We start from the raw sequence: 15,660 nt of genomic DNA, 5'->3' as shown, positions 1-15,660 counted from the left end.
GATCCGCCCTTCTGCTCAGGCGGGCAGGGCGGATCGCGTCATCTCACCGAGGCTGGAGCGGCCGGCGACCCGGGCTGGACTACGGGAGCAGGCGGGTCGGGCCGCGGAAGAGGTACGTGGTCTCGCGGATCGAGCCCTCGCCGAGCATGAGCATCAGCACGCGGGCGAGGCCCATGCCGAAGCCGCCGTGCGGGGGCACGCCGTACTTGAAGAACTCGAGGTACGTGCCGAGCTCCTCGGGGTCGAGGCCCATCGACTCGGCCTGCGCGACGAGCACGTCGATGCGGTGCTCGCGCTGCGCGCCCGTGGAGATCTCGGTGCCGTTGTAGATGAGGTCGTACGACTTGGTCAGCGACGGGTCGTCCTCGTGGCGCATGTGGTAGAACGGCCGGATCGTCGACGCGTAGTCGGTGAGGAACACGAAGTCGTGCCCGTACATCTCCTTGACGTACTGCGAGATGCGGCGCTCGCCCTCGGGGTCCATGTCGGCGTCGGCACGCGGAACCACGTAGCCGTGGTCGGCCACGATCTGCTTCGCCTCGGCGAGCGGGATGCGCGGGAACGGCGTCGTCGGCACGGTGAGCTCGATGCCGAACAGCTCGGCGACCTCGGCGCCGTGCTTCTCGACGACCGCGGTGAAGCCCGCGACCATGAGCTCCTCGTGGAGCCGCATGACGTCCTCGTGCGAGTCGATCCAGCTGACCTCGGTGTCGATCGACGTGAACTCCGTGGCGTGGCGCGACGTGAACGACGGGTCGGCGCGGAACGCGGGGCCGACCTCGAAGATCTTGCCGAAGCCCGCGGACTGCGCCATCTGCTTGAAGTGCTGCGGGCTCTGCGCGAGGTAGGCCGTGGTGTCGAAGTACTCGAGCTGGAAGAGCTCGGCGCGCGACTCGGACGGCGAGGCCATGAGCTTCGGCGTCTGGACCTCGACGAACTCGTGCTCGACCCAGTACGTGCGCAGCGCGTGCAGGAACGTGGTCTGGATGCGGAAGATGAGGTTCTGCTTCGGGTGGCGCAGGTCGAGGAATCGCCAGTCCATGCGCTTGTCGAGGCCCGAGTCCGCCGCGATGGGGATCTCGAGGGCCGCCGTGACGACCTCGAGGTCGCCGATCTTCACCTCGAGCCCGCCGAGCTTCACGCGCTCGTCGTGCTTGAGCTCGCCGGTGACGCGCACGAACGTGCCGTGCGAGAGGCCCGAGATGGACTCGGTGAGGGCGAGCGCCTCGGCCGCGCCGACGCTGACGCCCTCGGGGTCGAGCTCGCGCACCGCCGGGTTCACCAGCTGCACCGCACCGGTCTCGTCGCGCAGGATGACGAACTGCACCTTCTTCTGGTCGCGCACGGTGTCGACCCATCCGGCGACGGAGACGGGGCCGTCGGGGAGCGCGGCGAGGTTCTTGATGAGGGTGCGGGAAGTCACGGGCACCCATCCTACCGTCGAGCGCATCCGCGGTTGAGGAGCAGCCGCTCCGAGGCTCCTCCACCACCGGCGCGGACCCTCGGCGGATTCAAAGGGAACCGCTCTCTAGACTGGAGTCCGTGCCGGCCGAGCAGATCCATCTCGTGCGCCATGGCGAGGTGTTCAACCCCCAGGGCGTGCTCTACGGCCGACTCCCGGGCTACGGCCTGTCCAGCCTCGGGCATGAGATGGCGCAGTTCGCCGCCGACGACCTGCTCTCCCGGTCGCGGCCCGTGACGACGCTCGTCTCGTCGCCGCTCCAGCGCACGCAGCAGTCCGCGGAGCCCATCGCACGGGTGTTCGGCCTCGAGACCGCGCTCGACGACCGGGTCATCGAGCCCGAGAACCGCTTCGAGGGCAAGCGCATGAGCGGGCGGGACGGCGCGTTGCGCGATGTGCGCAACTGGGTGTTCCTCGTCAATCCGTGGGAGCCCAGCTGGGGAGAGCCGTTCGGCTCGATCGCCCGTCGCATGCTGCTCGCCATGGACGACGCCTGGAACGCGACCGATGGCGGTGACGCGGTCATCGTCAGTCACCAGCTGCCGATCTGGATGGTGCACCGCAGCGTCACGGGCAAGTCGCTCGCGCACGACCCGCGCCGTCGCCGCTGTGCGCTGTCGAGCATCACGACGTACGAGCGCCGTGGCGAGCGGTTCGTCGAGGTGGGATACCGCGATCCGGCTGCCGGGCTGTCCGCCAATGCGACCGACGTGGGGGCGGTGTGATGAAGCGCTCCGCGATCGTCGCGCTCGCCGCGGCATCCGCCCTGCTGCTCGCGGGCTGCGCGAGCGACCCGCTCGCCGACCAGTACCGCGAGGGCAGCGGCAAGAACTACATCGCCGGGGACGGCACGATCTCGGAGTTCGACGCGTCGCAGCGCGGCGAGCCCATCGAGTTCTCGGGGGAGACCGTCGACGGCGCCACGTTCGACTCCGCCGACACGCTCGGCGGCGTCACGGTCGTGAACTTCTGGTACGCGGGCTGCGCCCCATGCCGCGTCGAGGCGCCGATCCTCGAGGAGGTCTCGCAGTCGTTCGGCGTCGGCGTCGGCGACGAGGGCGAGGCGGCCATCGACAACCCGGGCGTCGCCTTCGTGGGCGTCAACGTGCGCGACCAGGCCGGCACCGCGGCATCCTTCGAGCAGACCTACGGCGTCAGCTACCCGTCGATCCTCGACGTGAACGAGGGCACCGCGCAGCTCGCCTTCGCGGGTGACGTGCCGCCGGCGGCGGTGCCGACGACGATCGTGCTCGACCGCCAGGGCCGCGTCGCGGCTCGCGTGCTCGGCCAGCTCACGGACGCGTCGATCCTCGAGTCGATCATCGACGACCTCCTCGCCGAGCAGGCCTAGGAGGCAACGGGAGCGTGGGAGGCGTCGGCGACATCGTGCTGAACGGGCAGCTGCTCGCGGCCGTGCCGATCGCGCTCGCCGCGGGCGTCGTGTCGTTCCTCTCGCCGTGCGTGCTGCCGCTCGTGCCGGGCTACCTCGGCTACCTCGGCGGGTTCACGGATGCCTCGGCCGAGCCCTCGGAGGAACGGCGCTACCGTCGGCGACTCGTGCTCGGCGTGCTGCTGTTCATCGCCGGGTTCACGCTCGTGTTCGTCACGTTCAACCTGCTCGCGGGCGTGGCCGGCGCGTGGTTCAACGCGTACGGCGAGACCATCACGCGCGTGCTCGGCGTCGTGCTCATCCTCATGGGGCTCGTGTTCATCGGCCAGTTCACGTTCCTGCAGCGGACGTTCAAGCCGTCCTGGCGCCCGGCGACCGGGCTCGCGGGCGCCCCGCTGCTCGGCATCGTGTTCGGCCTCGGCTGGACGCCCTGCATCGGCCCGACCCTCGCGGTCGTGCTCACGCTCAGCGCCGACTCGGCGTCGGCCGGCCGCGCGGTACTGCTCGGCCTCGCCTACTGCCTGGGCCTCGGCATCCCGTTCCTGCTCGTGGCGCTCGGCTTCGGCTGGGTCACGGGCTCGCTCGCGTTCCTCCGTCGGCACATCCGCACGATCAACATCATCGGCGGCTCGCTGCTCATCGCGATCGGCCTGCTCATGGTGTCGGGCCTCTGGAGCATCTGGATGTACGAACTGCAGGCGGTGATCACCGGCTTTGTCCCCGCGATCTGATCCCGACGCGCTGTCGCGTCCCGACGACCACATCGACGCCCCCGTGCGCGATGACGGGTCGACGGATGCCGCGAGCCCTCGCCCGGCTCAGGGCGACGCGATCGCGCAGCCGAAGCTCGGGTTCGTCGGCTGGCTGCGCTTCGCCTGGCGGCAGCTCACGAGCATGCGCACGGCGCTCCTCCTGCTGCTCCTGCTCGCGATCGCCGCGGTGCCCGGATCGCTCGTGCCGCAGCGCTCGAGCGACCCGAACGGCGTCACCCAGTACTTCGCCGACAACCCCGGCCTCGCGCCGGTGCTCGACGGGTTCCAGCTGTTCGACGTCTACACGTCGGCGTGGTTCTCGGCGGTGTACCTGCTGCTGTTCGTATCGCTCATCGGCTGCGTCGTCCCGCGCACGAAGCACCACTTCGACGCGCTCCGGGCGCGGCCGCCGCGCACGCCGGTGCGACTGCAGCGGCTGGCGGGGTACACCGAGAGATCCCTTCCGGCGGGCGTCGACACGGATGCCGCGATCGCCGCCGCGGCGACGCAGCTCAAGCAGGCGGGCTACCGGGTCGAGCGCTACGAGCTGCGCGGCGAGGCATCCGTCTCGGCCGAACGCGGCTACCTGCGCGAGACCGGCAACCTCGTGTTCCACACGGCGCTGCTCGGCGTGCTCGTGGCCGTGGGCATCGGCGGCGGGTTCGGGTTCTCGGGCCAGCGCGTCGTGGTCGAGGGCCAGTCGTTCGTGAACACGCTCGCCGCCTACGACTCGTTCAACCCGGGGCGCTTCTTCGACGACACGCGCCTCGACCCCTACCGCCTGTCGCTCGAGGAGCTCGACGCCGTCTACGAGACGCGGAACCAGGAGGCGATCGGGCAGCCGATCGACTTCACCGCGCGCGTGACCGTGCAGGCGCAGGGCGGCGAGCCGGCGGAGGGCATCGTCAAGGTCAACGAGCCGCTGCGCGTGCACGGCACCGACGTCTACCTGCTCGGCAACGGCTACGCGCCCACGATCACGGTGCGCGACCCCGACGGGAACGTGGTGTTCACCGACTCGGTGCCGTTCCTGCCGCAGGACGCGAACCTCACCTCGATCGGCGTCGTGAAGGTGCCCGACGGCCTCGCCGACCAGCTCGGCATGGTCGGGTTCCTCTACCCGACGCAGACGACGCTCCCGTCGGGCGCCTACACGTCGAGCTACCCCGACCTCGTCTACCCCGTGCTGACGCTCAACGTGTACCAGGGCGACCTCGGCATCGACGGCGGCACCCCCACCTCGGTCTACACGCTCGACCCGTCGACCATGGAGCAGCTCACGGGCGGCAGCACCGGCGTCGACTCGCTCGAGCTGATGCCCGGCGACACCGTCGACCTGCCGAACGGGCTCGGCTCCATCACCTTCGAGAACGCAGATCCGGATGCCGCGGAGGACGACTTCTCGCACAGCGTCTCGCGCTTCGCCAGCTTCGACATCCACAACGACCCCTCGCAGGGCTGGGTGCTCGTCTTCGCCGTGCTCATCGTCGGCGGACTGCTGCTCTCGCTGTTCGTGCCGCGCCGGCGCATGTGGGTGAAGGCCGCCCGCCGGCCCGACGGCACGGTCGTGCTCGAGTACGCCGGTCTGGCCCGCGGCGAGGACCCCGGCCTCGAGGACGCCGTGGCCGCGTTCGCCGACAAGCACGCGGGGAAGGCCGCGGAATCGCCCGATGACCCCGCGAATCCCCCGACGTAAGGTAGTCACGTGACGCTCGACGAGATCTCCATCATCCTCGTGTACTCGGCGATGGCCGTGTACGCGCTCGCGTTCATCGCGTACGCGATCGACCTCGCGCGTCGCTCGGCCGTGGCCGCCAAGGCGGCCGATGACGCCAAGGCCGCCTCCGTCGAGGCATCCGAGCGCACGGCCGACGCAGCCGGCGGGGGCACGATCGTGGCCGCACCGCCGAAGCGCGCGGCATCCCGATGGGCTCAGGACGGCGCCGTCGCCTATGGCCGCTCGCCGTCGCTGCGGGTCGGCGTCGCCCTCACCGTCGTCGCGTGGGCGCTGCACCTCGCGGCGGACATCACGCGAGGCCTCGCGGCCGGCCGCGTGCCGTGGGCGAACATGTACGAGTTCGCGCTCACGGGCACGCTCATCATCACGAGCGTCTACCTGCTCGTGCTCGTCGTGTCGAAGCACGACCTGCGCTTCCTCGGCACGTTCGTGACGGGCCTCGTGCTCGTGCTCCTCGGCATCGCCACGGTGAACTTCTACGTCAGCGTCGTGCCGCTGCCGCCCGCACTGCAGTCCGCGTGGCTCGTGATCCACGTCTTCGTCGCGACCTCGTCGGTCGGCTTCCTCGCGCTCGGCTTCGCGCTGTCGGTCGTGCAGCTCATGCAGGCGCGCCGCGAGTCGATCGCGGCATCCGGCAAGGCCGTGAAGCAGTCGTTCCTCGCGACGCTGCCCGACTCGGCGACGCTCGAGAACCTCGCCTACCGCGTCATCATCATCGGGTTCATCCTCTGGACGTTCACGCTCATGGCCGGCGCGATCTGGGCCGAGGCGGCCTGGGGCCGGTACTGGGGCTGGGACACCAAGGAGGTGTGGACGTTCATCATCTGGGTGGTCTACGCCGGGTACATCCACGCCCGGGCGACGCGCGGCTGGCGCGGCTCGCGGTCGGCGTGGCTCGCGATCATCGGCTTCTCGACGGTGCTGTTCAACTTCACCATCGTCAACCTGTTCTTCAAGGGCCTGCACGCATACTCGGGGCTCTGATCCCCGCGGCCGCCGGGCGGTGACCGCCGCACCGCGCGGTCGCAGTGCCGCTTCCCGTGTTCCGGGCGCGCTCGGTTGCGTGCCGGGTGGCGCGCGGGCATGCTCGCACTATGCGCAGGGACCTGCTCGAGCGCGAGCCCGAGCTCGCCGAGCTCCGTGATGCCGCCGGCGAGGCGGTGAGCGGTCGCGGTCGCGTCGTGCTGCTGCACGGCGAGGCCGGCATCGGCAAGACGAGCCTCGTCGAGGCGCTCCGCGCTGATCCGCCGGCGGGCACGCGCGTGCTCGTCGGCTCGTGCGACGCGATGTCGACCCCGCGCACGCTCGGCCCGCTGCGCGACCTCGCCCCCGACGTCGGACCGCGGCTCCGCGACGCCCTACGCGGCGGCGACCGCGAGGACGTCTATGCGGCGCTGCAGGACGAGCTGGCGGATGCCCCGGGCACGATCCTCGTCGTCGAGGACGTGCACTGGGCCGACGAGGCGACGCTCGACGTCCTCCGCTTCCTCGCTCGCCGCATCGACGCCGTGCCCGCGGCCCTCGTGCTCACCTACCGGAACGAGCTCGATCGCAACCACCCCCTCAACCGCCTGCTCGGCGACCTCGGTCCCAGCGAGCGCGTGGAGCGCCTCGCCCTGCAGCGCCTGTCTCCCGCGGCGGTCGGCGCCCTCACCGCCGGCAGCGGGCTCGACGCGGGACGCGTGTTCGCGATGACCGAGGGCAACCCGTACTTCGTGAGCGAGCTCGTCGCGTCGGCCGACGAGGTGACCGTGCCGCCGACCGTGGTCGATGCCGTCACGGGGCGCCTCCGGCGGCTCGACGCGGCCACGCAGGAGCACGTCGAGCAGCTCGCAGTCGTGCCGTCTGCGGTCGACGCCGACCTGCTCGCGCGACTGGTGCCCGGCTCGGCGGGCGCGCTGCGGGCGGCCGAGGAGGGCGGCCTGCTGGCGGTCAGCCCCGACGGGGTGCGGTTCCGCCACGAGCTCACGCGGCGCGCGGTGGTCGACTCGCTGCCGGCGTCGCGGCGGATCGAGCTCGAGCAGCACGCGCTCGACGCGCTCGTCGCCTCGGGCGTCGCCGACCCCGCCCGGCTCGTGCACCACGCGCTCGCCGCCGGCGACGTCGACGCCATCGTGGAGTGGGCGCCGCGCGCCGGACGCGATGCCGCCGCATCGGGAGCGCACCGCCAGGCAGCCGCGCACTACCGCGTGGCGCTCGAGCACGCCGGGCGCTACGACACGGCCACCCTCGCCGACCTGACCGAGCACTACGCGATCGAGGCGTACACCGTGGGTGCCGCGCACTCGGCGATGCTCGCCCAGACGGATGCGGTCGAGCATCGTCGTGCGCTCGGCGACGTGCGGCGGCTCGGCGCGAGCCTGCGCTGGCTGTCGCGGTTCCAGTGGTTCGACGGGCTCCGCGCACCGGCCGAGGCGTCGGCGCAGGAGGCATCCGCACTGCTCGTCGACGCGGGCGACCGGAGCCTGTACGCGATGGCGCTGAGCAACGAGTCGCAGCTCGCCCTGCTCGCCCACGACACGGTGCGCGCGATCGAACTCGCCGGGCGGGCGATCGCCATCGCCCGCGAGACGGGCGACGCGGGGGTGCTCTCGCACGCCCTGAACAACCACGGCACGGCGCTCATGTTCCTCGCCGACGACGCGGGCATGGTCGAGCTCCTCGAAGCCGCCGACGTCGCGCTCGCCGTCGATGACATCGAGGATGCCGCGCGCGCCTCGGTCAACCTGGTCTGGGGGCTGCTCGACCAGTACCGGCTCGACCTCGCCGAGGTGCACCTCGAGCGGGCCATCGAGATCACCGAGCGGGCGGAGTTCATCGGCTTCGTGAGCTACCAGCAGATGGAGCAGGCGCGGCTGCACCTGGCCCGCGCGCGTTGGGACGACGCCCTCGCCGTCATCGAGCCTCTGCCGGGGCCGCCCCATGCCCGCTGCGTCGCGCTGACCGTGATGGGCACGGTGCGCCTGCGCCGCGGAGACGAGGGCGCCGACGAGGTGCTCGACGAGGCGCGGCGACTCGCGGAGCACCTCGGCGAGCTGCAGCGACGCGGCCCGGTCGCCGTGGCTCGAGCCGAGGCGGCGCTGCTCCGCGGCGACGCGGCCGCTGCGCGGGCCATCGCGCGCCCCGAGTACGAGGAGGCCGCGAGCCGGAACGCGGCGTCGCTGCGGGCCGAGCTCGGGGACGTCCTGCGCCGGGCCGGCGACGACGACATCGAGGTGCCCGAGCAGGAGGGGTTCCCGGCCGCCGTGCAGGCGCGCGGCGATTGGCGCCGCGCCGTCGAGCTCTGGCGGGAGGCGGGTGCGCCCTACCACGAGGCGGCGGCGCTCGCCGAGAGCCCCGACGAGGCGGACCTGCTCGATGCGCTCGCCATCCTCGACCGCATCGGCGCTGCCCCCCTCGCGCGCCGGGTGCGCGCGGGACTCCGCGAACGCGGCGTGCGCAGCATCCCGCGCGGTCCGTCGAACCTCACCCGGCAGAACCCCGAGGGGCTCACCGACCGCCAGGTGGGGGTGCTGCGGCTGCTCGCCGAGGGCCTCACCAACGCGGAGATCGCCGAACGCCTCGTCGTGTCGGTGCGCACGGTCGACAGCCACGTCGCGGCGGTGCTCGCGAAGCTCGGCGTGCAGTCGCGCCAGGACGCGGTGCGCGCCGCACGCGAGCTCGGCCTGTTCACGGCGTGAGCTCCCGGGATCTCGGTAGCCCGCATCGGCGATCTCGGTAGCCGTCGCCGATGAGGCGACACCCCGGTCGGCGCTGTACTGGGGTCACGGCTCGCAACCGGCGGGCTCCGAACCATCGAGGATCGTCATGAACACCGCACTCACCATCAGCTCCTCCGCCGCGGCGACCGAGGTCGGCGCGGTCCACGGCCTCGCCCGGATGGCGCGGGCGATCCGCGCCGGCGTGCTCGCGATGACCGCCACGTCACGGCAGCCGCTCAGCCGCGAGGAGCTCGCAGAGCTCCACGTGCGCCGCCTCGAGGGCGAGCGCCTGCGCGACGAGATGCGCCGCTCCGTCTACCTGAGCCACACGTTCTGACCGCCGCCAGACGAGGGGAACCACGGGGAGAAGCCGTCCCCACCTCCGTGAGAACGCTTGCACTGCGGATGGCGCCACGACGCGGCATCCGCAGTGCTGTGCGCCACATGTGTTGCAAGCGCTTGCATTAACGCGAGCTCCGCTGCTAGCGTCACCCCCAGCCGGGTGGCACGTCGACGTGCCCTGAGAACTGGAGTCGAGGATGACGCGGAGCGCGAAGCAGCGCAGATGGTTGGCGGCGATCGTGACGGGAGCGCTCGCGGCATCCGCTGCGGTGGTGCTGTCCGTCCTTCCCGCGCAGGCGGAGGACCGGTCGTTCGCGCTGGTCGGCAGCCTGCAGTCCGAGCTCGGCTGCTCGGCCGACTGGCAGCCCGACTGCGCGGCCACCGATCTCGCGCCGACCGCCACGCCCGGCGTCTACGCCGCGGAGTTCACCATCCCGGCCGGCACGTGGGAGTACAAGGTCGCCGTGAACGACAGCTGGGCCGAGTCCTACGGCCTGAACGGCGGCGACGGCAACATCCCGCTGACCGTCGAGGGCGACACGCCCGTGCGCGTCGTGTTCGATGACACCCTGAAGCGCGTCGGCCTCGAGGCGACGGGCCTGCGCGGCGCGTACGACGAGGCATCCGACGCCGCACTCGTGGCCGACCCGGTGCGCCAGCCCGGCAGCGACGAGGTGTTCTACTTCGTGATGACCGACCGCTTCGCGAACGGCGACGCGACGAACGACGAGGGCGGCCTCACGGGCGACGCCCTCGCGACCGGCTTCGACCCGACGCACAAGGGCTTCTACCAGGGCGGCGACCTCGCGGGCCTGCACTCGCAGCTCGACTACATCGACGGCCTCGGCACCACGGCGATCTGGCTCACGCCGAGCTTCAAGAACCGTCCGGTGCAGGGCGAGGGCGCGAACGCGAGCGCCGGGTACCACGGCTACTGGGTCACCGACTTCACCCAGATCGACCCGCACCTCGGCACGAACGCGGAGCTCCAGGCGCTCATCGCGGACGCGCACGCCCGCGGCATCAAGGTGTACTTCGACATCATCACGAACCACACGGCCGACGTCATCGACTACGAGGAGCAGCAGTACTCGTACATCGACATCGCCACCGAGCCCTACCGTGACGCCGACGGCAACGAGATCAAGCTCCCCGAGTACGCGGACGGCACCAAGCCGTTCCCCGCGCTCGACGCGGCGACGAGCTTCCCCTACACGCCGAAGGTCGCGCCCGAGGACGCCGACCTGAAGGTGCCGGCGTGGCTCAACGACCCGACGCTGTACCACAACCGCGGTGACTCCACGTGGGAGGGCGAGTCGGTCACGTACGGCGACTTCGTCGGCCTCGACGACCTCATGACCGAGCACCCGACCGTCGTGAACGGCTTCGTCGACGTGTACGAGGACTGGATCGACCTCGGCATCGACGGCTTCCGCATCGACACGGCCAAGCACGTGAACTTCGAGTTCTGGGAGCAGTGGGCGACCGACGTGCTCGACTACGCGCACGCGCAGGGCAAGCAGGACTTCTTCATGTTCGGCGAGGTCTACGACGCCGACCCGCAGAAGCTCTCGCCCTACGTGCGCAAGACCGACATGAACTCGGTGCTCGATTTCACCTTCCAGTCGCAGGCCGTGAGCTTCGCGGCGGGCAACTCGGCGAAGAACCTCCAGTCGCTGTTCGCGGGCGACGACTACTACACGACTCCCGACTCGTCGGCGACGGCGCTGCCGACCTTCCTCGGCAACCACGACATGGGTCGCGTCGGCTACTTCCTGCAGTCTACGGATGCCCCGCTGCAGCGCGACGAGCTCGCGCACGAGCTGCTCTTCCTCACGCGCGGCCAGCCCGTGGTCTACTACGGCGACGAGCAGGGCTTCGCGGGAATCGGCGGTGACCAGAGCGCGCGCCAGACCCTGTTCCCGACCCAGGTCGCGGAGTACCAGGGCCAGTCGCTCGTGACCGGCGAGACCTTCGGCACGGGGGCGCACGCCGGAACCGACGTGCCGCTCTACGGCCACATCAGCGAGCTCTCGGCGCTGCGCCAGGCGCACCCGGCCCTCGCGACCGGCGCGCAGGTCGAGCGCTACGTCGACAACGGCGCGGGCGTCTACGCGTTCTCGCGCATCGACCGCACCGAGAAGGTCGAGGTGCTCGTCGCGGCCAACAACTCGAACGCCGCGAAGACCGTCGACGTCCCGACGCTCACGAAGGGCGGCGTCTTCGCGCCGCTCCACGGCACCGACGGCCCGGGCGTGACGGCGAACGCCGACGGCGTCGCATCCGTGACCGTGCCGGCGCTCGGCACGGTGGTGCTGAAGGCCGACCGCACGGTCAGCGCGCCCGACGCGGCATCCGCCATCTCGGTCGCGACCCCGGCCGCGGGCGCGGGCGTCACCGGCATCACGCCGGTCGTCGCCGACGTCGACGACGCCACCTGGGCCGAGACGAGCTTCTCGTGGCGCGTCGCGGGCAGCGACGAGTGGCACGCGCTCGGCACCGCGGAGGACACCACGCCGCGCGTCTTCCACGACACGGTGGGCCTCGCGGACGGCACGCTCGTCGAGTACCGCGCCGTGTCGACGGATGCCGCGGGCCACCGCTCCGCCGCCTCGACCTACGCGTCGGTGGGCAACGCCGTGAACCTCGTCGAGGAGGAGGAGCCCGAGCAGCCGATCGACCTCGTCACGGTGCCCGGCAACCACAACTCCGAGATGAACTGCGCGGGCGACTGGACCCCCGGCTGCGAGGCGGCGAAGCTCACGAAGCGCGCCGACGGCATCTGGGAGGGCACGTTCACCCTGCCCGCCGGCACCTACGAGTACAAGGTGGCGATCAACGGCAGCTGGGACGTCAACTACGGCGCGAACGGCGAGCCGAACGGGCCGAACATCACCTACACGACCGACGGCACGAAGCCGGTGACGTTCTTCTGGAACCCCGTGACCAAGGTCGTCTCATCCACGGCCGAGGGTCCCGTCGTGACGCTGCCGGGCAGCTTCCAGTCCGAGGTCGGATGCCCCGGCGACTGGCAGCCCGAGTGCCTCGCCTCGCTCATGCAGGACGGCGACAAGGACGGCGTATACACGTGGTCCAGCTCGTCGATCCCGGGCGGCAACTACGAGGTGAAGGTCGCCCACGACCGCAGCTGGGCCGAGAACTACGGCGTCGGCGGCGCTCGTGACGGTGCGAACTACTCCTTCACCGCGACCGACGGCAAGCTCGTCGAGTTCCGCTACACGGTCGCGACGCACGTGCTCGAGATCGTCGTGACGGATCCGCCGCTCGCGGGCACGGGTCAGTCGCGCGCGCACTGGGTGAGCGAGGACACGCTCGCCTGGCCGGCCGACCTGCTCGGCGGGGCATCCGCCGACTCGGCGACCTGGGCGCTCGAGCACGCGGCCGATGCCGGGCTCGCGGCAGCCGAGGGCGCCGTGACCGGCGGCGGCGAGCCGATCGAGCTCCAGCGGGACCCGGCGGGCCTCACTGACGAGCAGCTGGCGAAGTTCCCGGCGCTCGAGGGCTTCATCGCCCTGCACCCGGTCGGGCTCGACCGCGCCGAGGTGCAGCAGCTCCTCACCGAGCAGCTCGCGGTGTCGCAGGTGACGGATGACACGCTGTCGGCGTTCACCGGCGTGCAGCTGCCCGGCGTGCTCGACGACCTCTATGCCGACGCCGTGGCATCCGTGCCGCTCGGTGCGACGGTGAGCGGCCAGGACGCGACCCTGCGCCTCTGGGCGCCCACCGCGCAGTCGGCCTCGCTCGAGGTCTGGCCCGCCGGCGGCACGGGCGACCCAACGGTCGTTCCGGCCGAGTGGAACGCCGCCGACGGCACGTGGAACGTCGACGGACGCGCGGTCGGCGAGGAGTACCGCTGGTCGGTCGAGGTGTTCGCCCCGACCACGGGCGCGATCGAGGTCAACTCGGTCACCGACCCGTACTCCGTGGCGCTCACCACGAACTCGGCACGCACGGTCGTCGTGAACCTCGACGACGACTCGCTCGCGCCCGAGCAGTGGGCGAAGACGGCCGCGCCGAAGGTGGAGCGACCCGTCGACCGAGCGATCTACGAGCTGCACGTGCGCGACTTCTCGATCACCGACGAGTCGGTGCCCGAGGCGGAGCGAGGCACGTACGCGGCCTTCGCGCGCGACTCGGCCGGCACGGCGCAGCTGCGCCAGCTCGCCGACGCGGGCATCAACACCGTGCACCTGCTGCCGACGTTCGACATCGCCACGATCGAGGAGCGCCGTGACCAGCAGGCGACGCCCGCCTGCGACCTCGCGTCGTACGGTCCGGCGTCGACCGAGCAGCAGGCGTGCATCGACGTGATCCGCGACCTCGACGGCTTCAACTGGGGCTACGACCCGTTCCACTACCAGGCGCCCGAGGGCTCCTACGCAGTGGACCCGAACGGCGGCGCCCGAGTGGCGGAGTTCCGCGGCATGGTCGGCGCGCTGCACGGCATGGGCCTGCAGGTCGTGCTCGACGAGGTGTACAACCACACCGCGGCATCGGGCCAGGGCCAGAAGTCGGTGCTCGACCGGATCGTGCCCGGCTACTACCAGCGGCTCAACGGCGTCGGCAACGTCGAGACCTCGACGTGCTGCCAGAACATCGCCACCGAGCACCAGGTCGCCGAGAAGCTGATGGTCGACTCCGTGGTGCTGTGGGCCAGGGAGTACAAGGTCGACGGCTTCCGCTTCGACCTGATGGGCCACCACTCTCGCGACAACATGCTCGCGATCCGCGCGGCGCTGAACGAGCTCACGCTCGCGGAGGACGGCGTGGACGGCTCGGCGGTGTACCTCTACGGCGAGGGCTGGAACTTCGGCGAGGTGGCGAACAACGCGCTGTTCGAGCAGGCCACACAGGGGCAGCTCGGCGGCACGGGCATCGGCACGTTCAACGACCGGCTCCGGGACGGCGTGCACGGCGGCAGCCCCGTCGACGCGGGTTCGAAGTTCGACCAGGGCTTCGGGACCGGTCTCGCGGGCGACCCGAACGGGCACCCCGTTCGGGAGGGCACGCGCACGCTCGGCGAGCAGACCGACCTCGTGAAGCTCGGACTCGCGGGCAACCTGCGCGCGTTCGAGTTCACCGGCTCCGACGGCACGGTGAAGCGCGGCGACGCGTTCGACTACAACGACTCGCCCGCGGGCTACGCCGACCAGCCCGACGAGGTGATCAACTACGTCGACGCGCACGACAACGAGACGCTCTTCGACCTCGGGATCCTCAAGCTCCCGACGGACACGTCGATGGCCGACCGCGTGCGCATGAACACGCTGTCGCTCGCGACCGTGACGTTCGCGCAGACGCCCTCGTTCTGGCACGCCGGCACCGAGCTGCTGCGCTCGAAGTCGCTCGACCGCAACAGCTACAACTCGGGCGACTGGTTCAACCGCATCGACTGGACCGGTCAGGAGTCGACGTTCGGGTCGGGCCTTCCGAACAAGGCGGACAACGGCGACCACTGGAACGACATGGCGCCGCTGCTCGCCGACCCCGCACTGAAGCCGACCGCGGCCGACATGGCGGCGGCCGAGGCATCCGCGCTCGACCTGCTGCGCGTGCGCGGCGACGTCGACCTGCTGCAGCTGGGCTCTGCCGAGCTCATCGACCAGAAGGTGACGTTCCCGAACAGCGGGGCGGATGCCACGCCGGGCCTCATCGTGATGCAGATCGACGACCTCGTGGGCGACGACGTCGACCCCGAGCTCGACGGCGCCCTGGTGGTGTTCAACGCGTCGCCCGAGGCGATCACGGAGCAGGTCGACGGCCTCGCCGGACGCGAGTTCGCGCTCGCCGACGCGCTCGCGAACGGCTCCGACCCGGTCGTGAAGTCGACCGCGTGGAACACCGCGTCGGGTACGCTCACGCTGCCGGCCCGCACCGCTGCCGTGCTCGTCGACGAGCAGGAGCCGCCGGCCGTGGGCACCTCGGTGCTCGCGGTGCCCAGCAAGGTGCTCGCGAAGGCGGGCTCGGCGATCAAGGTCGCCGGCCAGGTCACGGCGGCCGACGGCACGACGCCGATCGGCACGGTCACCGTCTCCGACGGCGGCACGGCGATCGCGACGACCCAGGTCGCGGTCGACGCCAACGGACGGTTCGAGGCGAAGCTGCCGAAGCTCGGCGCCGGGGCGCACCTGCTGACCGTCGAGTTCGACGGCGGCGAGGGCTACGCCGACTCGAGCTCGGTGCCGATGATGGTGGTGCTGTGGTAGCCCGGCTGCGGGCAGCCGCGGCATGAGAGAGGTCCGGGCGGAGCGGGT

9 protein-coding genes are annotated in these 15,660 nt (G+C 71.3%); 8 read left to right on the top strand and 1 reads right to left on the bottom strand.

Going from position 1 to position 15,660, the window contains the following annotated elements:
* Positions 1-79 precede the first annotated feature (79 nt).
* Entirely contained in the window at positions 80-1,423 is a 1,344-nt protein-coding gene (gene aspS, locus ACWEOH_RS06175; protein WP_452029192.1) for an aspartate--tRNA(Asn) ligase, read from the bottom strand.
* A gap of 119 nt (positions 1,424-1,542) precedes the next feature.
* Here aspS and ACWEOH_RS06170 point away from each other — a divergent pair, with 119 nt between their 5' ends.
* The 8 genes from ACWEOH_RS06170 to pulA all read left to right on the top strand — a co-directional run bounded on the left by ACWEOH_RS06170 (position 1,543) and on the right by pulA (position 15,612).
* The gene (locus ACWEOH_RS06170) at positions 1,543-2,187 is read left to right on the top strand and encodes a histidine phosphatase family protein (protein ID WP_452029190.1); all 645 of its coding nucleotides are present in this window, start codon (positions 1,543-1,545) and stop codon (positions 2,185-2,187) included.
* The gene (locus ACWEOH_RS06165; RefSeq protein WP_452029188.1) at positions 2,187-2,813 is read left to right on the top strand and encodes a TlpA family protein disulfide reductase; all 627 of its coding nucleotides are present in this window, start codon (positions 2,187-2,189) and stop codon (positions 2,811-2,813) included. The genes ACWEOH_RS06170 and ACWEOH_RS06165 overlap by 1 nt, the downstream gene beginning before the upstream one ends.
* A 14-nt stretch (positions 2,814-2,827) precedes the next feature.
* Positions 2,828-3,583, top strand: a complete 756-nt coding sequence (locus ACWEOH_RS06160; RefSeq protein ID WP_452029187.1) for a cytochrome c biogenesis CcdA family protein — start codon at positions 2,828-2,830, stop codon at positions 3,581-3,583.
* Between the two features lie 10 nt (positions 3,584-3,593).
* Positions 3,594-5,300, top strand: coding sequence for a cytochrome c biogenesis protein ResB (gene resB, locus ACWEOH_RS06155; protein WP_452031866.1), 1,707 nt, complete (start codon positions 3,594-3,596; stop codon positions 5,298-5,300).
* A gap of 51 nt (positions 5,301-5,351) precedes the next feature.
* On the top strand, positions 5,352-6,326 hold the full coding sequence (ccsB, locus tag ACWEOH_RS06150) for a c-type cytochrome biogenesis protein CcsB (protein WP_452031864.1): 975 nt from the start codon (positions 5,352-5,354) through the stop codon (positions 6,324-6,326).
* A gap of 110 nt (positions 6,327-6,436) precedes the next feature.
* A complete protein-coding gene (locus tag ACWEOH_RS06145; protein ID WP_452029185.1) occupies positions 6,437-9,022 on the top strand; it encodes an ATP-binding protein in 2,586 nt (861 codons plus the stop codon).
* Between the two features lie 127 nt (positions 9,023-9,149).
* Positions 9,150-9,380, top strand: coding sequence for a hypothetical protein (locus tag ACWEOH_RS06140; protein ID WP_452029183.1), 231 nt, complete (start codon positions 9,150-9,152; stop codon positions 9,378-9,380).
* 202 nt (positions 9,381-9,582) lie between these two features.
* Entirely contained in the window at positions 9,583-15,612 is a 6,030-nt protein-coding gene (gene pulA / locus ACWEOH_RS06135) for a pullulanase-type alpha-1,6-glucosidase (protein WP_452029181.1), read from the top strand.
* Positions 15,613-15,660: the final 48 nt, after the last annotated feature.

This window comes from Agromyces sp. NPDC004153, assembly GCF_053603635.1.
This window is presented reverse-complemented; position numbering and strand designations above follow the sequence as displayed.